Here is a 23,033-nt window from a genome sequence, read left to right on the forward strand (position 1 = left end):
GTATTGAGTGCGTCAGATAATCCGCTCACTGCCCTTGAAGTCACGCAGGAAACTGCCCCAGCGACGTTCATAGAAGGGTGTGATGTGGGCGGTAAAGAAGTGGCTGATGCCGCGATCGTTCGGCATCACTTCACAGATATCCACCGGCGCATCGTCTGGCAGCGTATCCGTTGCCACACTGCCCGCCGCCTGGATGATCGCTTCAATGTTGCTGTCCGCTTCAATGCCAATCAGTAAATTAGGTGCTTCGTCTGCCCGTTCACGAATGCTGGCAATAAATGCCCGACGCACCTGCTTATGCTTCGTGAACAACTGAGTCAGCGAGTCGATCATCTGTGCAGGCGGTTCAGCCACCTCAGAGAGCAGCAGTGACTGCCCGCCTTCCAGCACGGTTTGCTGACTTAGCGCACTGCCCTCTTCCGCCAGCAGATGCGTGATCTCCGCTGCAGTGAACTCTTTGCCGGAAGGCAGTTTAGGATTGAGAAACAGCGTCTCGCCACGCGTCATCGCAAACAGCGTCCGTACCGGCAGACGCAGCCAGGATTGCTCACCGCTTACCGCTTCACTCATCGCCTCTTCTGACGTGAAAAAAGGAATAATGCTGCTGCCATCCTCTTTTTCCCAGTGCTGAAGATCAACGGGCGTGCTGGCATCAAACTGTTGCGTGGTACTTTCGCCCGGAACAAAGACGTCAGATTCCAGCAGCAACTGGAAAAACTCGGGCCGATGGGCAGGCTCAGTCGCCGCCAGCTTCAGCACCTCTTCAAGACGGTTCATAGTTTCCCTCTGAACGTTTCCCTCTGAACAGCGGCAGCATCAGCCACCGCTGAGATCGGCTTATTTCAGTAACAGATTGGCGAGGGTACGCACGCCCAGACCTGTTGCACCTGCCGCCCACTGATCAACGGCGCCTTTGCGATAGGTCGCAGAGCAGTCGATGTGCAGCCAGCCCTGCTGATAGTTGCTGACGAAGTGTGACAGGAACGCTGCCGCGCTGCTGGCACCTGCCGCATGAGACGGGCTGGCGATATTATTGAGATCGGCAAAGTTAGACGGCAGATGGCTGCGATGGAATTCGGCCAGCGGCAGACGCCAGAAAGGTTCGTTCTCACTCACCGCGCTGCCCATCAGCGACTGCGCCATTACATCATCAAAGGTGAACAGCGCATGGTAATCGTTGCCCAGCGCTGTTTTAGCCGCGCCGGTCAGCGTTGCGGCGTCAATGATCATCGTCGGATTCTGCTCGCTGGCGTCGATCAAACCGTCGGCCAGCACCAGGCGGCCTTCCGCGTCGGTGTTCATCACTTCAACCGATTTGCCGTTGCGATAGCGAATAATGTCGCCCAGCTTGAAGGCGTTGCTGCTGACCATGTTATCGGCGCAGCAGAGGTAGAGTTTGACGCGCTTGTTAAGACCGCGCGAAATCGCCATCGCCAGCGCGCCAGTCACCGTCGCCGCGCCGCCCATGTCAGACTTCATGGAGTCCATAAAGCTGCTCTGCTTCAGGCTGTAGCCGCCGGTATCAAAGGTGATGCCTTTACCGACCAGGCAGGCGTAAACCGGCGCATTCTCGTCGCCGGTCGGGTTGTAGTCGAGCGCCAGATAGACCGGCGGACGATTTGAACCGCGTCCCACAGTATGCAGGCCCATATAACCCTGCACCCGCAGTTCATCGCCTTTGGTAATACGATAGCTGACGGCGTCACCGCCCACTTCACTGATCAGATCGACGGCATTGTGCGCCAGCTGCTCCGGCCCCAGATCTTCTGCAGGCAGGTTAATAACGTTGCGCACCCAGTCGATGATTTTCAGACGGCGATCAAACTCCGCCTGCTCATGTTCGCCCAGTTCAGGCCAGTCAACCTGACGCTGGCCTTTCGGGCCACGGAAGCCCTGCCAGAATGCCCAGCACTGCTCAAGGTGCCAGCCTTCGCCGGTCAGCGCCACATGGCGGATGCCCTGGCCATCGATTTTATGGGCCGCACGCTGAATGGTATTCAGCGCATCTGCGCCGGTCAGGTGCAGTGTCATGCCGCTGTCGTTGCTGCTGAGAATCGCTTTTTCGCCCCAGCGCGCATCGGCGGGCTGGCTGCTAAGCGTAATGTTCATCGGTTGTGTGGTCATCGAAAAGCTCCGTAATCGTTATCTGTTTCATCCAGCCTGATTGTTATAACGGCTTTAATAAGATGTTAAATGTAATTCACAGAGAGACCTGATAACAGATTCCGCCGGGCGTTGCCAGCGAAGTGCCCATATTGGCGCAGTTTCCGGACTATCGCCGGGTATCAGGATTTCATTAAGGCCCGCAGACGGGTCACTGACTTCCGCACCAGTGCAATGGCGTAGTCGATCTCTTCTTCCGTCGTGAAGCGTCCCAGCGAGAAGCGAAGCGAACTGTGCGCCAGTTCTTCACTCAGGCCCAGCGCGCGCAGGACATAGGAAGGCTCCAGGCTGGCGGAGGTACAGGCCGACCCGGAAGAGAGCGCCAGGTCTTTCAACGCCATGATCAGTGACTCACCCTCAACATCAGCGAAACTGAGGTTAAGAATGTTCGGTGCACTCTGCTGCAGATCGCCATTAAGGGTAACGTCCGGCAGCGCGCTGATGCCCTGCCACAGGCGATCGCGCAGCGCCTGAATCCGCGCCATTTCAGTTTTGCGCTCTTCGGCGGCAATACGATAGGCTTCACCCATGCCGACAATCTGATGCACCGGCAAGGTCCCGGAGCGCATTCCGCGTTCATGTCCGCCGCCGTGGATCTGCGCAGTGATCTGCACGCGCGGTTTACGCCGTACATAGAGCGCGCCAATGCCTTTCGGGCCATAAAGCTTGTGGGCAGAAAACGACATCAAATCGACCGGTAACAGGCTGAGATCGATGGGCAATTTGCCAACGCTCTGGGTGGCATCAACATGGAACAGAATCTCACGCTCACGGCAAATTTCACCAAAGGCGGCAATATCCAGAATCACCCCGGTTTCATTGTTTACATGCATCAGAGTGACCAGAATCGTGTCGTCGCGCAGCGCCGCACGTAACTGGTCAGGCGAGATAATGCCATTGGTTGCGGGCGTCAGATACGTGACATCAAAGCCTTCACGCTCCAGCTGCTGGCAGCTGTCGAGCACCGCTTTATGTTCGGTCTGGCTGGTGATGATATGTTTGCCGCGTGCCTGGTGGGCATGGGCAGCGCCTTTGATCGCGAGGTTATCGGATTCGGTGGCGCCAGAGGTAAAGACGATTTCGCGGGGATCGGCGTTGACCAGTTCGGCGATCTGATTACGGGCAACATCAACCGCTTCTTCAGACTGCCAGCCAAAACGGTGCGATCGCGAGGCCGGATTACCGAACGTGCCATCCAGCGTCAGAAACTGCATCATTTTGCTGGCTACACGCGGATCGGCCGGCGTGGTGGCGGCATAATCCAGGTAAATCGGTAATTTCATTGCGCTACAGCTCCGTATAAAAAATCATACGTCTTTATAGCAGATTCGGCCCTGACCGCGTTAGCAGTAAGGGCCGCAACAGCGGGGATCAGGAGGCGCGTTGGTTAACGTTAATTTCCTGAGAACGCGGGCTCTGGAAGCGACGATTATCGATCGCATTCTGACGATCGGCCACATCCAGAATCTCCTGATTGTTCACCAGCTCAGCCAGCGTAATATTGTTCAGGAATTCACTGATGCGCACACTCAGATCGCGCCACAGCACGTGAGTCAGGCAGCGCTCGCCACCCTGACAACCTTCTTTACCCTGGCATTTGGTCGCATCAACTGACTCATCCACGGCGGTAATCACTTCACCGACAGAAATGGTGCTGGATTCTTTACCTAACAGATAACCGCCACCCGGACCACGCACGCTCGAGACCAGACCATTTTTACGCAGTCGGGAGAATAACTGCTCCAGATAGGAGAGCGAGATGCCCTGACGCTCGGAAATATCCGCCAGCGGGACCGGACCTTCATGGGAGTGAAGGGCAACGTCCAGCATTGCAGTAACGGCATAACGTCCTTTGGATGTCAGTCTCATAGCGTGTGACCTCAATAGCGTCCGGTTATCGGAGGATTAGCAACAGATGCGCTGAAGTCTGCCATTCCCGAGTAATTTGGTCAACTATTTAACCTGGTAAATTAGTCAGGTATTTAACCTGGTAATTTACTCAACTATTATCTGCTTCTTTTTTCTCGTTTTTACGCTTTTCAAACGATGAAAGCATGCCACGCAGGATGTTGAGTTCATCACGTTCCGGGCGTGCGCGGGTGTATAAGCGACGCAGTTTACTCATCACCTGACCCGGATTAGCTTCACGGATAAAACCGCTGTTCAGCATCATCTGCTCCATATGCTGATAGAAGCGTTCAAGGTCATCCACCAGCGGATAAGGGGATTCTTCATACTTCGGTGCCGGGCTGGCCTGCTCCTGCGACTGTAACCACGCCATGCGCACTTCATAGGCGATAATCTGCACCGCCATCGCCAGGTTCAGCGAACTGTATTCCGGGTTAGCCTGAATCGCGACGTGATAATGGCACTTCTGCAACTCTTCATTGGTCAGGCCAACACGTTCACGACCAAACACCAGCGCAACAGGTGCCTGCTGGCCCTCTTCCACGCTCTTCACGCCACATTCACGTGCATCCAGCATCGGCCACGGCAGCGAACGGGAACGGGCGCTGGTGCCAACGACCAGACTGCATCCGGCGATCGCCTCATCCAGCGAGTCGACGATTTTAGCCTCGCCGATAACGTCACTGGCACCGGCGGCCAGGGAGATAGCCTGTGAGTCAGGCTTGACCAGCGGATTAACCAGATAGAGGTTAGTTAAGCCCATGGTTTTCATGGCGCGCGCAACGGAGCCCATGTTACCGGTATGAGACGTCTCAACCAGCACGATACGAATATTTTGCAACATGATTAGGGATACTCAGAAACGGGTCAGTAAAATCAGTAGGGCGAATATTAACATAAAGCAGGACATTTACCGAACACACTGCTATACTCCGCGCCGTTTTCCCCGTTCTTTAACATCCAGCGAGAGATACCGATGCATCCAATGCTCAACATTGCCGTGCGCGCAGCGCGCAAGGCCGGAAATTTAATTGCCAAATATTATGAAACCCCGGACGCCGTCGAAGCCAGCCAGAAAGGCAGCAACGACTTCGTAACGAATGTTGACCGCGAAGCAGAACGCCTGATTATCGAAATTATTCGTAAATCTTATCCGAAGCACACCATCATCACTGAAGAAAGCGGTGAGCTGGCGGGCGAAGATCAGGATGTTCAATGGGTTATCGATCCGCTGGATGGCACCTCTAACTTCATCAAACGTTTACCTCACTTTGCTGTTTCGATCGCTGTGCGCATCAAAGGCCGCACTGAAGTCGCCGTTGTTTACGATCCTATGCGCAATGAACTGTTCACCTCTTCACGTGGTCAGGGCGCGCAGCTGAATGGCTACCGTCTGCGTGGCAGCACGGCACGCGATCTGGATGGCACCGTTCTGGCAACCGGCTTCCCGTTCAAAATGAAGCAGCACGCGCCTGCTTACATGAACATCATGACCAAACTCTTTACCCAGTGTGCTGATTTCCGTCGCACCGGTTCTGCTGCGTTGGATCTGGCTTATGTCGCTGCCGGTCGCGTCGATGGCTATTTTGAGATTGGCCTGAAGCCATGGGATTTTGCCGCGGGCGAACTGCTGGTGCGTGAAGCGGGCGGTCTGGTCACTGACTTCACCGGTAACCACGGCTATCTGCTGTCAGGTAACCTGGTTGCGGGTAACCCACGTGTAGTGAAATCGATGCTGTCGAATATGCGTGATGAGCTGAGCGAAGCATTAAAACGCTAAGTTTCAGTACAGAAAAAGGCGGCTATCAGCCGCCTTTTTTGTTGCCTGTTATTCAGTGATGATTAACGACGTTCGTGTGCCAGCACCTGACGAGGCTGAGTACGACGACCTACCATACCCATCACACCGGCCAGTACGGCTTCGATGATCAGCAGAATCAGTGCATACCAGCTTGCTTTAGCGGTTGCAGCCGCGGCTTTCTCACCGGCTTCACGCGCTTTCTGTTCAGCCTGCTGTTTCAGTTCCTGGTACTTCTGAACGGCCTGCTGATAGTTCTGCTCAGTTTTAGCGACAATCTGATCCACTTCCTGATCGCTTTTACCGGTACGCGCTTTAATAATATTTTTCAGCGCATCACGGTCGGCTGCCTGCAGAGTATCTGAATGACGATCCATCACACCTTTTACCCAGTTAGTCAGATCAGTATCAGCTGTCTGCGGATGATTCGCGGTGTTGCTAGCCTGGTTTTCTGCATTCTGCGCTTCTTTATTTGCGTCCTGCTTCAAATTCTCGGGTTGTAATTCCGGCTTGCCTGTCTGACGTAATGTCGTTTCCAGTTCGTTCTGCAGGTTATCTAAATTAATATTATTCTCCTGCAGCTTTTGTTTTGCCATTTGAGTAACCGAAGGCGCTGCAGCGGAAATACCACTCCCCAATGCCTGGAAACCTGAACCCACAATATTCATTGCGCCGCCTAATACACTGGTCGCCAGTGCAATAGCCAGGTAAATAGTGAAAATTGTGCTAAGGCCAAACATCAATAAACCGTGCAGGGCCCCTTCGCGCTGAGCCAGTCGCCCGGCAACATAACTCCCTGCCGCCATCGCAACCAGCATTTCAATGGCTGTCCAGACCAGTGCGCCAGTACCAAGGCCGTCGAGAGGATTCTGTTCTTTCATCGGATCAATGGTGGTGGCACCAATGGCTGTTCCCAGCAATGTCAGAATGATATGAACGATTAAGGCACAAATAACACCGGCAAAAACGGCGCTCCAGGAAATACGCTTTAAAGGTAATCCTGCAGGTCCGGTCGCCAGCGTTTCGGTGTAGCCATTATTAATACGGGTATCAGCCATGAAATATACTCCTCGCAATAAACAGAAAGCTGTCTTGATCTTTTATCATGCCGACGGCGGAATGCCGTTTTGGTATTAACAGCGTAGACAGGGAATAGTGATTTCACCACTGAACTACTCAGATAAAAAATTAAAGTGATGAAGCCTCAGATAATTAGCGAGGTAAAGATAACAGCGGAAATTTTATTCCCGCTGCGCTTTTAGTCAGAAAGGTCGAATTCCGCCGCCCAGCGTTAACCGGGCAGACTGCCATAATGCAATACCCACTACGATTAATATCAGGCTACCAGTCAAAGCCAGAATGGGAATCAGAAGTTGCGTGATGCCAGCACCAGCACGAGGCTGCGCCAGTCGTTGTGCTACCGAGCGCGCCTGCTGTACCAGCAAACCAATTGCGGAAATAGTCAGGGCCGTGCCCAGTGCCATTACCGCAGCAGAGAGAATGCCCCAGCCATAAACACCAATCACTTTGGCAAACAGCAGCATCATAATCGCGCCAGAACAGGGACGTAAGCCCATCGACACCACAACCAGCATCTGAGTTTTCCAGCTGATGTTGCCATTCATCTGCTGCGGCGTCGGCAGATGTGCGTGGCCGCATCCGCAATGCTCGTCATGCTGATGCTGCGGCTGGAAAGCACGAAATACCGGAGCGGGTCGTGGGCGCACTGCCAGCCACAGCGCACACAGCGCCCGATACCCGATCATCACACCCAGCCCGATCACCAGCAGATAACTGCCCTTTTCAATCCAGAAACTGCTGAGATGCAGCTGACGCGATGAGGTTTTCAGCAGCACCAGCATCACCGTGACCAGCACAATCGCGACCGATCCCTGCAGCAGTGAGGCAAGCAGCGTCAGCCTGATACTGGTTCTGACGCGGCTCGGATGGGTCGCCAGAAAGGTCGCGATCACCACTTTTCCGTGGCCCGGTCCCAGCGCGTGCAGCACGCCATAAAGCAGGCTGAATATCACCAGCGATATGCCTGCCTGGTGTGGCTGCTCCGCGACCTGCTGTAACAGCTGAGTCATCTGCCGGTGCAAATCTTTCTGCCACAATACGCTCTGAAGCAGAATCTGCGACCAGTAAAGCCAGACCAGCAGTGCGCCGCCAGAGAAGAGTCCTGCTATCAGCCAGAGTGGCCAGAGTGGCCAGAGTCGGGTGGCCCAGGAAGGCGTGGAGATTATTGACATTTCAGTACCACCGTTTGTGCGAACTGGCGGCCTAAATCCATCTCTTCAGCCGGGGCATCCGCTTTGTCCAGCGACAGCGCATACTGTTTCAGTGAGTCGTTGGGTTTGGGCGTATTGAGGGTAAACCGGCAACGCGTCTGCAGTGCAGGCGGCAGCGTTAAAGCACCGGGATTGTCGTAAAACATATCGACGAAATAGGTGGGATCAAAAGTCAGGATCTCAAAGCGCTGTCCGGTCAGCTTCGGGGGTTCCGCCAGCGGCAGAATAAATTCCAGCACCGCTTTGTGGCCGTTTCGCGAAAGGTTATATTCCGTTGGCAGATTCAAAAACTTTACCCGCTGTTGGTTGTGCCAGATTTCTGAGAAGTAGTGCTGGCCCAGCACGTTTGCCATCACACCCGCTGCCAGCTTTTTCCACACTACAGTGCCAGGTTTCGCGTCGCCCGCGTCATACAGCAGATCGGCGGAGGTAATCTCATCCATGGTCCAGGTCATCTTCAACCCGGTAAAGGTGTCATCCTTCACCACCAGTTCCGTTTTCATATCAATGAAGCTGTGAGGGTGTGCCAGCACAGCCGGACTTAATACCATTAACAGAGCAAAGAGTGCGCGTTTCATAATGTTATAAAGTAACGTTCCCGACGAAAAGAATCTATAAGTAACAAAATTTTGTGACCCGCCTTAAACCTCTGGCAAATAAACCGCGTAAACCGCGCAGGCGCTGAACGGGTTGACTATTCTTAGCTCAAAATAGCCTGCTGGAAATCTGATTGATGAGTTCTGCTACCCCTTTGGCACCACTCTTCTCCCGTTCACAGCGTCAGTGCCATCTTTTATTGCTGCTGTTTCTGCCGACACCTTTGCTTACGCTTGAAAAAGTCTGCCAGCTGAATGGCGTCGATCCTGACGTTGCCCGACAGGATATCGCGGATGTGGGCCATGAGATACAGCGATATCACCAGCTGGAATTGCATCAGATGGTGGATGGCAGCTTTCGTCTTCATGGAACTGAGCTGGATCGGCGCCTCTGTCTGCTGCATAACCTGCGACGCAGTCTGCGTTTATCGCAGGACTTCGTCTGCGAACATTTTGCCGCGCCTCTGCGTCAGCGCCTGAAAGTCATGAAGATTGAGAAAGCGCTGTGGGATGAGACCAATTTACAGGCACTGATTCAGCACTGTAGCCTGCGCCTGAAGCGTGACTTCAGCGAACGTGACCGGCTGTTTCTGCAGATATTCATGAAGTATGGCTTGTGCCAGCGTCAGCCGGTGCTGTTCAGTGAGGCGCAATGTCTCTGGCTGCAGCAGAAGCCTGAGCGGCAGGCCGCTGAGGATGTGATCTACCACTGGCGTAAACGCTGCCATATTGCTCCGCCCGTCAGCGAAGCAGATTTCTGGACGCTGCTGTTCAGCCAGATACATACGCCGGTCGTGGACGCGATTGCGCATCCTGCTGAACAGCAGTTAATGAATGCGACTCAGCAGCTGATTGATGATTTTGAAGCCTGTGCCGGGATTACCTTTGCTGACCGCAATGAACTGCTGCACCAGCTCTATCCGCATCTGGCGCAGGCGCTGGATCGCACCCATTTCAATATCGGTATCGACAATAGCGTGGCACTGGATGTCAGCCGTCTCTATCCGCGTCTGCTTCGCACCACTCAGCAGGCACTGCAGGCTTTTGAGCAGCACTACCGCATCGCTTTTACACCGGAAGAGGTGAGTTTAATTACCATTATTTTCGGTGCCTGGCTGATGCAGGAGAGTGCGCTGCAGGAAAAGCAGGTGCTGATCCTGACCGGCGACGATGCCGATCTGGAACAGGATGTAGAACAGCAGATTCGTGAGATCACGCTGCTACCAATTAATATTACCTATCAGGACGTGAAACTGTTTCAGCGGGAGGGCGCGCCACGTGATGTCGACATCATCATTTCGCCCTACCCGACCTCGTTGCCACTCTACTCTCCGCCGCTGGTGCATGCGGAACTGCCGCTGACGTTACACCATCAGCAGCGTATTCGTTATTTACTGGAGTCGTAGCCGGGCCGCAGAAACAGCGCGGGCAGTGCCACCAGTGCCATCACCCAGAACAGATGCCCCTGCAGATGGGCGAAAAGCACGCCGCAAATCATCGTCATTATCGCAATGCCACCGCCCATCGCCAGCGCGGAATAGAGCGACTGCAGTCGGATGACTTCCGCCCCCTGACGCGCCGCGATAAATCGCATCGCTGCCAGATGGCAGACGGTGAAGCTGCCACAGTGGAGAATTTGCGCCACAATCAGCAGCGGCAGCGCCGTTGTCGCCCCCATCAGACCCCAGCGAATTAGCGCGCAGATGCCCGAAAGCAGCAGCAGATCGCGCGCGCTCCAGCGGCGGAACAGCCGGTTGCTCATGGCAAAGACGACAATCTCTGCCACCACGCCAAGCGACCAGAGATAGCCCACCGTCGAGGCGGAATAGCCGCTCTCCTGCCACCAGATAGCACTGAAGCCATAATAGGCGGCGTGTGCGCCCTGCAGCAGTGTCACGCAGAGCATGAATCGCCATACCGCATTCTCGCGCAGTAACGCCCGCCACTCCTGCCATCCACCGCCCGCAGGGCCCTGTCGCTCATGGCCCTGCGGTTGTGTGACGGGTGTCAGCATCATGCCCGCCAGCATAGAAATGACGCCAGTGGATAACAGCATCAGAATTGCGTTTGAGGACCAGGCGCTGACCAGCACGCCGGTTAACGCCGAGCTGATGACAAAGGCCAGCGAGCCCCACAGCCTGACCGGCCCGTATGCCAGCCCAATCTGCTGTGTCCAGGTGGCGGCCAGCGCATCGCTGAGGGGAACCAGCGGTGAGAAAAAGAGGTTAAAGCCAATCATCACGGTAAGCAGCCACATCCACTGCTCGCCCACCCAGAAACCGGCGGCAAACAGACAGGTCATCAGCGCCAGCAGGCGCAGCGCCGTAATCAACCGTGATGGATTTTTGACCTGAGAAGCGATAAGCAGACTGCCGACAAAGCGCGCGACCATGCCACACCCGAGCAGCAGGCCAATCTTTTCAGCATCAAGGCCGGTGCCTTTCAGCCACACGCCCCAGAATGGCAGATAGATGCCGTAACAGAAGAAGTAAGTGAAGTAGCCCAATCCGAGCCATCTGGCGGAGCCGATTGCCATATTCCCTCCAGTAAATTTGCTGCCAGGCAGCATAAACAGGCGTTACTCTGGCAGAGCACTGCGGAGCAGGCAATAAAAAAGGATGGCAATTGCCATCCTTTTTGTACTGTCTTACAACAGGTTAGCGATTAAGCGTAGACCGGCAGACGGCTGCAGATATCCAGCACTTTCTTTTTGGTGCGCTCAATGGTGGCTTCGTCATTGACGTTATCCAGTACATCAGCGATCCAGCCAGCCAGCTCACGCACGTCTGCTTCGTTGAAGCCACGACGCGTAACGGCAGGTGTGCCGATACGGATACCCGACGTCACAAACGGGCTTTTCGGGTCGTTCGGTACGCTGTTCTTGTTAACCGTGATGTTGGCACGGCCCAGCGCGGCATCTGCTTCTTTACCGGTCAGGTTTTTGCTCACCAGATCGATCAGGAACAGATGGTTATAGGTGCCACCGGAAACGATGTCATAGCCACGCTCAATCAGCACTTCAACCATCGCTTTGGCATTTTTTGCCACCTGCTGCTGGTAGGTTTTGAACTCCGGCTCCATCGCCTCTTTGAAGGCAACTGCTTTACCCGCGATAACGTGCATCAGAGGACCGCCCTGGCCGCCCGGGAAGACAGCAGAGTTCAGTTTCTTGTAGAAATCTTCGTCGCCGTTTTTAGCCAGAATGATACCACCGCGCGGACCCGCCAGCGTTTTGTGGGTGGTGGAGGTCACGACGTGCGCATGGGGAATCGGGCTTGGATAAACGTCTGCGGCAATCAGGCCGGCAACGTGGGCCATATCGACAAACAGCCAGGCACCCACGCTATCCGCGATTTCACGCATTTTCGCCCAGTCGCAGACGCCAGAGTAAGCTGAGAAGCCGCCAACGATCATTTTTGGCTTGTGGGTTTTCGCCAGTTCAGCCAGCTCGTCGTAATTGATTTTTCCGGTCTCATCGATACCGTAAGCAACCACGTTATAGAGTTTGCCAGAGAGGTTAACCGGTGAGCCGTGAGTCAGGTGTCCACCGTGCGCCAGGTTCATCCCGAGGATAGTATCGCCCGGCTGAAGCAGCGCCGTATAAACAGCGAAGTTAGCCTGTGAACCTGAGTGTGGCTGCACGTTAGCGTAATCAGCACCAAACAGCGCTTTTGCGCGGTCAATCGCCAGCTGCTCAACGATATCAACGTACTCACAGCCGCCGTAGTAACGTTTGCCCGGATAGCCTTCAGCGTATTTATTGGTGAGCTGAGAACCCTGTGCCTGCATAACACGCGGGCTGGTGTAGTTTTCAGAAGCAATCAGTTCAATGTGCTCTTCCTGACGCACTGTCTCCTGCTCCATTGCCTGCCACAACTCGGCATCGTAATCGGCAATGTTCATATCACGCTTTAACATCCGGATCTCCTGACTCAGCTAACTTTCTGACGGTATTTACCCCCCTTCAGGGGCGAAGGCCAACAGTGTAAACCGTTTTAACAGGTGAAGGTAGGGTGAACCGCCTCTTTTTACGCAAACGATTGGCTGGCGACTGGCAGCGCTTTTTTACACCTTTTTAGGCTGTTCAGCCGTCACATTTTTTCTCAACGATGTGACGGCGTCGTCTGTTGATGCACTAAAAAGTTGCCACATGTGCAGCCAGAAAGTTTCCCGGGTTATTTACACCACAGGCAAGGCGGCTATAACATGCATTTAAAATACATGTTTAATAAGAGGCCATTGATATGCTTGATGCACACACCATCGCCACCGTTAAATCGACGCTGCCTGCCATAGCCGCCTGCGGTCCAAAGCTTACCGCACACTTTTATGACCGCATGCTGTCGCACCACCCTGAACTCAAAAACGTCTTCAATATGAATAACCAGCGCAATGGCGATCAGCGCGAAGCGTTGTTCAACGCTATCTGCGCCTATGGCGCGAATCTGGAGAATCTGGCCGTGCTGCTGCCTGCGGTAGAAAAAATCGCGCAGAAACACACCAGCCTGAATATTCAGCCTGCCCAGTACGCCATCGTCGGTGAAAATCTGCTGGCGACCATCAAAGAATTGCTGAATCCCGGTGACGAGGCGCTGGCTGCGTGGGGCCAGGCCTATGGCGTCCTGGCGGATGTGTTCATCAATCGGGAAGAAGAGATCTATAGGGCCACAGAGCAGCAAACCGGCGGCTGGCGCGGCACCCGCCCGTTTCGCATCAGCGCAGTTGAGCAGCAGAGCGAGGTGATTAAAAGCTTTACCTTCACGCCGGTGGATGGCGGCCCGGTAGCCGCTTTTAAACCGGGTCAGTATCTGACAGTACACCTGCAGCCTGCCAGCTTCGAGCATCACCAGATTCGTCAGTACTCACTGACGCATCTCAGCAACGGTAAAGCGTATCGTATTGCGGTGAAACGCGAAGCGCAGGGCACGGTCTCCGGCTGGCTGCATCAGCATGGCAAAGTGGGTGATGAGCTGATGCTCGCCGCACCGCACGGCGACTTCTTCCTGGAGGTCGATTCTGGCACGCCAGTCGCGCTCATCTCTGCGGGCGTGGGTCAGACGCCGATGCTGGCGATGCTGCATTCACTGGCAGCCAGCGAGCATCGCGCACCGGTCAGCTGGCTGCACGCCGCAGAGAACGGCAAACAGCATGCGTTTGGCGAGGAAGTGAGTGCCACTGGCGCGCAGCTCGCCGATTTTATCAGTGAGGTCTGGTATCGCGATCCCGCTGCTGAAGATACCGGTCGCTATGACACGCAGGGGCTGATGGATATCAGCAAAATGGCTGCACGATTAGCGTCATCCGATACCCACTTCTATCTCTGTGGACCGCTACCCTTTATGCAGCATGTGGTGGCGCAACTGCGCGATGCCCGCGTGGCAGATGCACGCATTCATTACGAACTCTTTGGCCCGCACAAAGGGATGTAAATCTGCTACTAAGTTCAGGCAGCAACAGACAGCTTCAAAGCGAAGGGAACTCGGGCAGAAGAGGAAAGCGTCCCGCGCCATGGACAAAAACGCCGGGAGCGTTTTTGAACAACGCAAAGCGTTGGCCCGGCAACGGGCGCACCTCAGGGACGAGGTGCGTAATCGCGCGGGCCGAGCGTGCCATGGATGGCGGGTTTTGCGTCTTTCCGATCTGACCGTGTTCCCTGAGCAGGCACATTCTCGCAGCCAATAGCACCCGTTTTCCCGACATAAAAAAGCCCGCAGTGCGGGCTTCTTTATGCGGATAACGAGACGATCAGATCGCCTCTTCATCCTCTTCGCCAGTACGGATGCGCACCACGCGCGCCACGTCGAAGACAAAGATCTTACCGTCACCGATTTTGCCGGTCTGCGCGGTGCGCATAATGGTCTCGACGCAGGTATCAACGATATCGTCGCCCACCACCATCTCGATTTTCACTTTAGGTAAGAAATCGACCATATACTCTGCGCCGCGATACAGCTCGGTATGCCCTTTCTGGCGACCAAAGCCCTTTACTTCACTCACGGTCATCCCGGTGATGCCGACTTCCGCTAAGGCTTCACGAACATCATCGAGCTTGAATGGTTTGATAATCGCATCAATCTTTTTCATGTCAGACCCTTTTTCACTCCCTCCATGGTCAGAGGGTTTATCAAGTATAAATGTTGCTGGCGCTGTCGGGCGGTAATATCCGGGATTCTTCAGGTTGCCGCAAGCGCTGTCAGATTATGCTGACCGCACCCATTCTGATTCGGGCCTGAGCAGGCAACCTGCCGGTATTACGTCGCAGCCTCCGCTACTCTTTGAAATCACTGGCATCCAGTTCATGGCGAGACAGCAGCTTATAGAACTCCGTGCGGTTGCGTCCAGCCAGACGTGCGGCGTTGGTCACATTGCCTTTGGTCATCTGCAACAGCTTACGCAGATAGTTCAGCTCAAACTGATTACGCGCCTCCGCAAAGGTCGGCAAGGCGCTGTTCTCGCCGCTCAACGCCTGCTCAACCAGCGCATCACTGATCACCGGTGATGAACTCAGCGCCACGCACTGCTCAATGACGTTTACCAGCTGGCGCACGTTGCCTGGCCAGCTCGCGGCCATCAGACGCTTCATCGCATCAACGGAAAAACTGCGAATCTGCGGTTTATGCCGTTCCGCTGCCTGGCGCAGCAGATGATTGGCCAGCAGCGGGATATCTTCTGTGCGCTGATGCAGCGCGGGTATTTTCAGATTCACCACATTCAGACGATAGAAGAGATCCTCACGAAACTCTTTCTTCTCCATCGCCTTCGGCAGATCGCGATGCGTGGCTGAAATGATTCGCACGTCGATTTCACTATCGTGGTCGCTGCCCAGCGGTCTGACCTTACGCTCCTGCAACACCCGCAGTAACTTAACCTGCAGCGGCTGCGGCATATCGCCAATCTCATCCAGGAACAGCGTACCGCCGCCTGCCGCTTTAAATAACCCCTCACGCGCACTGACCGCACCGGTAAAAGCACCTTTGGCGTGGCCGAACAGCTCTGATTCCAGCAGCTGCTCCGGCAAAGCGCCACAGTTAATCGCGACAAAAGGCTTGCCGTTACGCGGGCTGGCGGCGTGAATCGCCTGCGCCAGCATCTCTTTGCCGGTGCCACTCTGACCATTAATAAGTACGCTGACATCCGACTGCGCCACCATGTGCGCCTGCTCCAGCAGCTTTAACATCAGCGGGCTGCGGGTGACGATCGCCTCGCGCCAGCGGTCATCACTGACCGGTGCCTGCTGTGCCAGCGCCTCATCAATCGCTTTGTAGAGCGCGTCCCGATCAACCGGTTTAGTCAGGAAGCTGAATACGCCCTGCTGTGTAGCGGAAACAGCGTCCGGGATAGAACCATGCGCCGTCAGGATAATCACTGGCAGACCGGTGTGGCGCTTCTGGATCTCGCCAAAGAGCGCCAGCCCATCCATCTCATCCATTCGCAGATCGCTTATCACCAGCTCAATCTTCTCTTTCTGCAACAGACGCAACGCTTCGGGTCCGCTGCCCGCAGTGGTGACCTGATACCCTTCGCTGCGAAGACGCATGCCCAGCAGCTTCAGCAGACTGGGATCGTCATCCACCAGCAGCAATTTTGCCGCTTGTCTGACCATCATTGCTCCTCATCCTGCGGCAGCGCTGTACCATGACTGCTGTCAGAAACATCCGGGGCTTTACGCGATGAGAGCTGCCGCTCAATGTCAGTCAGCCGCTCCAGCTTATGCTGCGTGTCACTGAGCTGCTGCTGTTGTTTAACCATCTGCTGGCGTATCGCCTCAAGCTGACTATCGCTGCTCTGTTGCAGATGGGCATAACGGGTGCGCGCTTCACTGAGGTCAAGCTGCGCGGTCTGGTTGCTGCGCCACAACTGAATAAGCGGGCGCACAGACTGTGGAAAATCAGCGCTGTAACGATCCAGGGTTTCCACATAGCGACGACGCTCAACTGGCGTGACGTTGCCATTAGACATCAGCACGCCCTGTTTAAAGGCGCGCGACCAGTTCTCTGCCGGCCAGCGATGGGCTTCGGCTCTGGCTTCTGCAGCAGAAAGGCGCTCAGCACAATCGATCGCCCGCATCCAGTAAAGGGGATTATCCAGCGCGGCACTCTTCTCTATCGGCCAGAGATCATTGCAGCGGGTCGCCAGATAATCAGCAATGCTGACCTCGGGTTCCGCTACCTGATGGCCTGACGACAGGGATGAGGTGGCCGGGGAGGTCGTACATCCGCTGAGGAGCAGCGTCGTCAGCGTGCTTAACAGCAACGCGGGTAAATATTTCATCAGTCAGACTTTCCCGGCAGTGGTGTTCAGTTCAATTCGAAAACAGACGTCAGCCTGCTCACAGGGGACCAGCGTCAGGTCGCCGTGCATCCGGCGCAGGCAATCTTTGGCAATACTCAATCCCAGCCCGCTGCCTTTTATCGGTCCTTTGCGCTGCTGGCTGCCCTGGAAGAACGGTTCGAAAATCATTGCCTGCTCTTCCGGCGGAATCGGCGTGCCGCTATTCGCAACCTCAATCCAGATCCGATCGCCCTGCTGCTGACTGCGCAGCCAGATGGTACCGGATTCGCTGCCGTAGTTCACGGCGTTCGAGTAGAGGTTATCAATGACCCGCATCAGTAACGTCGGTTCAGCAAGACAGTGGCTGACCTCAAGATTAACGACCGTCTGCATGAGTTTGGCGCGCGCCGAGAGCGCATGTGCATTGACGACGCCCTCCACGATCGCTGCCACGCTGACCGGTTCCAGCTGGATTGGGCCATCCGCCAGTTTGCGATTGTAATCGAGCAGTTGTTCAATCAGCCGCTGCAGATGGCGGCTGCTGCTGTCGAGAATAGTGACCACCTCTTTTTGGTCGGCGTTCAACGATCCGGCGACTTCATCCGCCAGCAACTCAGTGCCTTCACGCAGGCTGGCCAGCGGCGTTTTCAGTTCATGTGAAAGATGGCGCAGAAACTCATGACGCTGAGATTCCAGCCATGCAAGCCGTTCGCTGAGCCAGACGATGCGCTGTCCCAGCGAGCGTAACTCGCGCGGGCCACGAAAAATCACGCTGTTACCCAGCTCCCGCCCTTCGCCAAGCCGGTTGATCATCCGCTCAATGCGCTTGACCGGCCCGATAATCATGCCGGTAAACAGCGTCATCAGCGCGAGACTGATGATAAACAGAATCAGCGCCTGCCAGCCAAAAAACTGGCCGCGATCGGCGATTTCACGCTGCAGCTGTAAGCCACGCGAAAAGACCACTTCGCGCGTGTCCTGCACCATCTGCGCGTTAGTGGCAGAAAAGCGATCCAGCGCCTCTGCGGCGGGTGTAATGGGATTGCCATTATCACATTTCAGTGGCGTCAGCAGCGGCAGAGTCGCCTGCAAGGTCTGAAAGGCAGGCAGTTCGGGCAGACTGGCGCTGTGCGAGCTCAGCATCTGACTGTAGCGGGTGTACTGCGTCTGATAAAGGCGCGACAGCGAGGCATCATCCAGCACGCAATATTGACGGTAGCTGCGCTCCAGCTCTACTGCCGTTCGTGCCATTGCCTCACTTCTGCGCACATCGGTGAAGGTGTTGCGGTTGGTATCTGCGGCCTGTTCACTTAACGCAGAGAGACTTTCCCACGCCTGCCAGGCCAGTACCAGCAACGGTAGCAGCACCAGAACAAACGCCATCAACACCAGCTGACGCAGAGAACGGGGAAATAAACGCCATTTTTTCACGCAGACGCTTCCTTGAGATTTACTGTCTGGATGCTAGCGGACTCTGACAGCAGAAGAAAGGTGTGGTGGGCAGAAAGAGAAACAAAAGAAAACGGCAGGCTCAATGGCCTGCCGCTGGCACGACGCGTGGTGCATCGCGTAAGAATGGGTGGAGCCTTACTCAACGTTACGTCCGGTGTTTGATAACGCAAGCGATTATCGGTCAGGTGGACGGCAGGCTCCGTTTGGTGCGTCATTCGGACTTTATGAGCTCTTATCCGCTTCGCGGGGCAATCATAAACAGGTGAATGAGCAGCTGCACAAGTATAGCAAGTTTCATGCCAGAAAATAAATCATTATATTTTTCAGCAGATTGAACGAGCTGTTCCAATGACACCTGCGAAAAGTCCGATGTAGACAGCGTCAATGTGTCTCCGCAAGGCGACATTAAATCACCCCGGATACCCGCTCATTTAAAATCAATGAGATAGGTGTCGCCATAAAGAGACAGTGCAATATCCCCTTTGTCGCCATTTGCCAACAGCGGCGTAAAAAAGAACAGGAGGCACACCGGCCTCCTGTTCATTTCAGCGGATTACATTAACCCAGCTGTCTGCGCGCATTGCGGAAAATGCGCATCCACGGGCTGTCTTCGCCCCACTCTGCCGGATGCCAGGAGTTGCTGACGGTACGGAAAACACGCTCCGGATGCGGCATCATAATGGTGACGCGACCACTTTCGTTGGTCACGGCGGTGATGCCGTTAGGTGAGCCATTCGGGTTAGCCGGATAGGTTTCTGTCACCTTGCCGAAGTTATCGACAAAGCGCAGTGCCACCAGCCCTTTCGACTCCAGCGCCGCCAGATGCGTCGCATCACGCACCTCAACAAAACCTTCTCCGTGCGAAACCGCGATAGGCATATGCGAACCGGCCATGCCGTCCAGCAGCAGTGACGGACTGGCAGCCACTTCGACCAGGCTAAAACGCGCTTCAAAGCGTTCAGACTGGTTACGCACAAAGCGCGGCCAGAGATCGCTGCCCGGAATCAGTTCACGCAGATTGGACATCATCTGACAGCCGTTACAGACGCCCAGCGCCAGGGTCTGCGGACGGTGGAAGAAGGTTTCGAACTCATCGCGAACACGCGGGTTGAACAGAATCGACTTCGCCCAGCCCTCACCGGCACCCAGCACATCACCGTAAGAGAAGCCGCCACAGGCAACCAGCGCCTGAAACTCTTCCAGACCGCGACGCCCGGCCAGCAGATCGCTCATGTGAACGTCAATGGCGGTAAAGCCAGCACGATCAAAGGCAGCGGCCATCTCCACATGGGAGTTCACGCCCTGCTCACGCAGCACGGCGACGCGTGGACGTGCGCCCGTCGCGATCATCGGTGCCGCCACATCTTCCTGCGGATTAAAGGTCAGATTGACGTTGAGACCAGGATCGCTGTCGTTTTTCTTCGCTTCATGCTCCTGATCGGCACACGCCGGGTTGTCGCGCAGGCGCTGCATCTGCCAGGTGGTTTCCGCCCACCAGGTGCGCAGCGTATTGCGGCTTTCACTGTAGACCGCGCTGTCACCGGAACGGATCACAAAGCGATCGCCTGGCTGCGCGCTGCCCAGCAGATGCGTGGAAGCGGCAAGACCGTGATCGGCCAGGATCCGCTCAACGGCATCGCGATCGGCGGCGTTGATCTGAATCACCGCACCCAGCTCTTCGGTGAACAAGGCCGCCAGCGTATCGCTGCCCAGCGAGGCGATATCAACGTCAATGCCGCAGTGACCGGCAAAGGCCATCTCGGCCAGCGTCACCAGCAGACCACCGTCAGAGCGGTCGTGGTAGGCCAGCAGTTTCTGCTCAGCCACCAGCGCCTGAATCGCATTGAAGAAGCCCGCCAGCTGGGTGGCATCACGCACATCGGCAGGTTTGTCACCGAGCTGGCGATAGACCTGCGACAGCGCGGTTGCGCCCAGCGTATTCGCGCCGTTGCCGAGATCGATCAGCAGCAGCAGGTTGTCCTGATCGGCCTGCAGCTGTGGCGTGATGGTGCGACGGACATCTTCGACGCGTGCAAACGCAGTAATCACCAGCGACAGCGGCGAAGTCATCTCGCGCTGTTCAGTGCCTTCCTGCCAGCGGGTTTTCATCGACATCGAATCTTTACCGACCGGGATGGTGATCCCCAGCGCCGGGCAAAGCTCTTCGCCGACCGCTTTTACCGCCGCGTATAAACCCGCATCTTCACCCGGATGACCCGCAGCGGACATCCAGTTAGCGGAGAGTTTCACGCGCTTCAGCGAACCAATCTGCGTTGCCGCCAGGTTGGTCAGGGCTTCCCCCACCGCCAGACGACCCGACGCTGCGAAGTCCAGCAGCGCAACCGGTGAACGTTCGCCCAGGGCAAAGGCTTCGCCGTGATAGCTGTCGAGGCTGGCGGTCGTCACCGCACAGTTGGCCACCGGGATCTGCCACGGCCCGACCATCTGATCGCGCGCCACCATGCCGGTCACGCTGCGGTCACCGATGGTGATCAGGAAGGTTTTTTCCGCCACGGCAGGCAGATGCAGTACGCGATTTACCGCGTCAACCAGCGTAATGCCGTCACGCTGCAGTTCGGTGCCCTGCGCCTGCTGCGTCACTACATCCCGCGTCATCTTCGGCGTTTTGCCCAGCAGGACATCCAGCGGCATATCAATCGGCTTATTATCGAAATGGCTGTCTTCCAGACTCAGGTGCAGCTCTTCAGTGGCTTCACCAATTACGGCAAAGGGTGCGCGTTCGCGCTGGCAAATCGCCTCAAACTGCGCCAGCTGATCGGGTGCTACGGCCATCACATAACGTTCCTGTGATTCGTTACACCAGACTTCCAGCGGGCTCATGCCTGGCTCATCACTCAGGATGTCTCGCAGGTTAAACCGGCCACCACGACCACCATCGCTGACCAGCTCCGGCATAGCATTGGAAAGGCCGCCTGCGCCCACGTCGTGGATAAACAGAATCGGGTTCTCATCGCCCAGCTGCCAGCAGCGGTCGATCACCTCCTGACAACGGCGCTCCATCTCCGGGTTATCACGCTGTACAGAGGCGAAGTCGAGATCGGCATCAGACTGACCCGAGGCCATGGATGAGGCCGCGCCGCCGCCCAGGCCGATGTTCATGGCCGGACCGCCCAGCACCACCAGCTTCGCGCCTACGGTGATTTCGCCTTTCTGCACGTGATCGGCACGGATGTTACCGATGCCGCCCGCCAGCATAATCGGCTTATGATAGCCGCGCAGCTCAGTGCCGTTGTGGCTGGTGACCTGCTCTTCATAGGTCCGGAAGTAGCCATTCAGAGCCGGACGACCAAATTCATTGTTAAAGGCAGCGCCGCCCAGAGGGCCGTCGGTCATGATCTCCAGCGCGCTGACAATGCGGGCTGGTTTGCCGAAGTCCTCTTCCCACGGCTGTTCAAAGCCAGGAATACGCAGGTTAGAGACCGAGAATCCGACCAGGCCCGCTTTTGGCTTGGAGCCACGACCGGTTGCGCCTTCATCACGGATTTCACCACCAGAACCGGTGGCCGCGCCTGGCCACGGCGAAATCGCCGTTGGGTGGTTGTGCGTTTCCACCTTCATCAGAATGTGCGCAGCTTCCTGATGCCAGCGGTACTCGCTCTCTCCGGCGTCAGCAAAGAAGCGGCCAACCTCTGATCCTTCCATGACGGCGGCGTTATCTTTATAGGCAGAGAGCACGAAGTCCGGCGTCTTCTCCATCGTATTTTTGATCATTTTAAACAGCGACTTTGGCTGTTTCTCGCCGTCGATAATCCAGTCGGCGTTGAAAATCTTGTGACGACAGTGCTCAGAGTTCGCCTGCGCAAACATATAGAGTTCAATGTCGTTGGGATTACGACCCAGTGCGGTAAACGCCGCCACCAGGTAGTCAATTTCATCGTCTGCCAGCGCCAGACCCAGGGAGATATTGGCCTGAACCAGCGCCTGACGGCCCGCACCCAGCAGATCGACACTTTTCACCGGCTGCGGTGTGTGGTGCGCGAACAACTGCTCAGCCTGCGCCAGGTCACTGAAGACCGTTTCCATCATCCGATCGTGCAGCAGTGTGCCCAGCGTTTGCCACTGCGCTTCGGTCAGCTGGGGAGCCTGTACATAGAAGGCCAGGCCGCGTTCCAGACGACGGACCTGTGGCAGGCCGCAGTTGTGGGCGATATCGGTTGCTTTGGATGACCAGGGCGAAATGGTACCAGGACGCGGTGTTACCAGCAGCAGACGACCCTGTGGAGCATGTTCAGCAAGAGAGGGACCATATTTCAGCAGACGTTGCAGACGGCTCTGTTCGTCAGCGCTTAAAGGCGTACTGACATCAGCAAAATGGATGTACTCAGCGTAAATATCACTCACCGGCAGATGAGCGTCCTGAAAGCGGGTCAGCAGTTTGTTTACACGAAATGCCGACAGGGCGGGCGAACCACGCAGAATTTCCATTAATAAGTCTCTCGTCAGGGCGCCGGGCGACGCAAATTGGGCGCAACAGGGAAAACGGGGCGTATTATAGAGAAAGCGACCTCGCGACGAAACCGTTTGCGCACAATT

At 55.8% G+C, this 23,033-nt stretch carries 18 protein-coding genes; 3 read left to right on the forward strand and 15 right to left on the reverse strand.

Features of this window, described 5'->3' with window-relative positions; genetic code table 11:
• Window positions 1–12: 12 nt before the first annotated feature.
• The 5 genes from sseB to trmJ all read right to left on the reverse strand — a co-directional run bounded on the left by sseB (window position 13) and on the right by trmJ (window position 4,915).
• The gene (gene sseB / locus P2R09_RS16295) at window positions 13–777 is read right to left on the reverse strand and encodes an enhanced serine sensitivity protein SseB (protein WP_275771265.1); all 765 of its coding nucleotides are present in this window, start codon (window positions 775–777) and stop codon (window positions 13–15) included.
• A gap of 60 nt (window positions 778–837) precedes the next feature.
• A complete protein-coding gene (gene pepB / locus P2R09_RS16300; protein WP_275771267.1) occupies window positions 838–2,124 on the reverse strand; it encodes an aminopeptidase PepB in 1,287 nt (428 codons plus the stop codon).
• A gap of 161 nt (window positions 2,125–2,285) precedes the next feature.
• Window positions 2,286–3,446, reverse strand: coding sequence for an IscS subfamily cysteine desulfurase (locus tag P2R09_RS16305; RefSeq protein WP_275771269.1), 1,161 nt, complete (start codon window positions 3,444–3,446; stop codon window positions 2,286–2,288).
• A gap of 88 nt (window positions 3,447–3,534) precedes the next feature.
• Complete coding sequence (iscR, locus tag P2R09_RS16310; RefSeq protein ID WP_275771272.1) at window positions 3,535–4,032, reverse strand: Fe-S cluster assembly transcriptional regulator IscR; 498 nt, start codon at window positions 4,030–4,032, stop codon at window positions 3,535–3,537.
• 130 nt (window positions 4,033–4,162) lie between these two features.
• A complete protein-coding gene (gene trmJ / locus P2R09_RS16315; protein WP_003848663.1) occupies window positions 4,163–4,915 on the reverse strand; it encodes a tRNA (cytosine(32)/uridine(32)-2'-O)-methyltransferase TrmJ in 753 nt (250 codons plus the stop codon).
• Window positions 4,916–5,047: 132 nt separating this feature from the next.
• Here trmJ and suhB point away from each other — a divergent pair, with 132 nt between their 5' ends.
• Entirely contained in the window at window positions 5,048–5,851 is an 804-nt protein-coding gene (gene suhB / locus P2R09_RS16320) for an inositol-1-monophosphatase (RefSeq protein ID WP_008926709.1), read from the forward strand.
• A gap of 62 nt (window positions 5,852–5,913) precedes the next feature.
• Here suhB and P2R09_RS16325 read toward each other — a convergent pair whose 3' ends face one another.
• The 3 genes from P2R09_RS16325 to P2R09_RS16335 all read right to left on the reverse strand — a co-directional run bounded on the left by P2R09_RS16325 (window position 5,914) and on the right by P2R09_RS16335 (window position 8,738).
• The gene (locus tag P2R09_RS16325; protein WP_008926710.1) at window positions 5,914–6,927 is read right to left on the reverse strand and encodes a TIGR04086 family membrane protein; all 1,014 of its coding nucleotides are present in this window, start codon (window positions 6,925–6,927) and stop codon (window positions 5,914–5,916) included.
• A gap of 204 nt (window positions 6,928–7,131) precedes the next feature.
• Window positions 7,132–8,121: a nickel/cobalt transporter gene (locus tag P2R09_RS16330; protein WP_275771278.1), complete on the reverse strand. Its 990-nt coding sequence runs from the start codon at window positions 8,119–8,121 to the stop codon at window positions 7,132–7,134.
• Window positions 8,112–8,738, reverse strand: coding sequence for a DUF1007 family protein (locus tag P2R09_RS16335; RefSeq protein WP_003848656.1), 627 nt, complete (start codon window positions 8,736–8,738; stop codon window positions 8,112–8,114). The genes P2R09_RS16330 and P2R09_RS16335 overlap by 10 nt, the downstream gene beginning before the upstream one ends.
• A gap of 155 nt (window positions 8,739–8,893) precedes the next feature.
• On the opposite strand from P2R09_RS16335, the gene csiE reads away from it, so the two are divergent.
• Window positions 8,894–10,162: a stationary phase inducible protein CsiE gene (gene csiE / locus P2R09_RS16340; protein ID WP_275771280.1), complete on the forward strand. Its 1,269-nt coding sequence runs from the start codon at window positions 8,894–8,896 to the stop codon at window positions 10,160–10,162.
• Here the strand turns inward: csiE and P2R09_RS16345 are convergent.
• Entirely contained in the window at window positions 10,144–11,292 is a 1,149-nt protein-coding gene (locus P2R09_RS16345) for a 3-phenylpropionate MFS transporter (protein WP_275771282.1), read from the reverse strand. The genes csiE and P2R09_RS16345 overlap by 19 nt on opposite strands.
• A gap of 128 nt (window positions 11,293–11,420) precedes the next feature.
• Complete coding sequence (gene glyA, locus P2R09_RS16350) at window positions 11,421–12,674, reverse strand: serine hydroxymethyltransferase (protein ID WP_003848651.1); 1,254 nt, start codon at window positions 12,672–12,674, stop codon at window positions 11,421–11,423.
• A gap of 326 nt (window positions 12,675–13,000) precedes the next feature.
• On the opposite strand from glyA, the gene hmpA reads away from it, so the two are divergent.
• A complete protein-coding gene (gene hmpA, locus P2R09_RS16355; RefSeq protein ID WP_275771284.1) occupies window positions 13,001–14,185 on the forward strand; it encodes an NO-inducible flavohemoprotein in 1,185 nt (394 codons plus the stop codon).
• A 316-nt stretch (window positions 14,186–14,501) separates the two neighbouring features.
• Here hmpA and glnB read toward each other — a convergent pair whose 3' ends face one another.
• From glnB to purL, 5 genes are all read right to left on the reverse strand, one after another.
• Window positions 14,502–14,840, reverse strand: coding sequence for a nitrogen regulatory protein P-II (glnB, locus tag P2R09_RS16360; protein ID WP_003848647.1), 339 nt, complete (start codon window positions 14,838–14,840; stop codon window positions 14,502–14,504).
• A gap of 184 nt (window positions 14,841–15,024) precedes the next feature.
• Window positions 15,025–16,362, reverse strand: coding sequence for a two-component system response regulator GlrR (gene glrR / locus P2R09_RS16365; RefSeq protein ID WP_085980574.1), 1,338 nt, complete (start codon window positions 16,360–16,362; stop codon window positions 15,025–15,027).
• Window positions 16,359–17,027, reverse strand: a complete 669-nt coding sequence (gene qseG, locus P2R09_RS16370; protein ID WP_275771287.1) for a two-component system QseEF-associated lipoprotein QseG — start codon at window positions 17,025–17,027, stop codon at window positions 16,359–16,361. Before qseG ends, glrR begins: the two co-directional genes overlap by 4 nt.
• Before the next feature lie 3 nt (window positions 17,028–17,030).
• The gene (locus P2R09_RS16375) at window positions 17,031–18,458 is read right to left on the reverse strand and encodes a HAMP domain-containing sensor histidine kinase (protein ID WP_275771289.1); all 1,428 of its coding nucleotides are present in this window, start codon (window positions 18,456–18,458) and stop codon (window positions 17,031–17,033) included.
• A 579-nt stretch (window positions 18,459–19,037) separates the two neighbouring features.
• The gene (gene purL, locus P2R09_RS16380; protein WP_275771292.1) at window positions 19,038–22,925 is read right to left on the reverse strand and encodes a phosphoribosylformylglycinamidine synthase; all 3,888 of its coding nucleotides are present in this window, start codon (window positions 22,923–22,925) and stop codon (window positions 19,038–19,040) included.
• Window positions 22,926–23,033 lie beyond the last annotated feature (108 nt).

It is taken from the genome of Pantoea sp. Cr_R13, from assembly GCF_029222565.1.
GTDB classification, from domain to species: domain Bacteria; phylum Pseudomonadota; class Gammaproteobacteria; order Enterobacterales; family Enterobacteriaceae; genus Pantoea; species Pantoea eucalypti.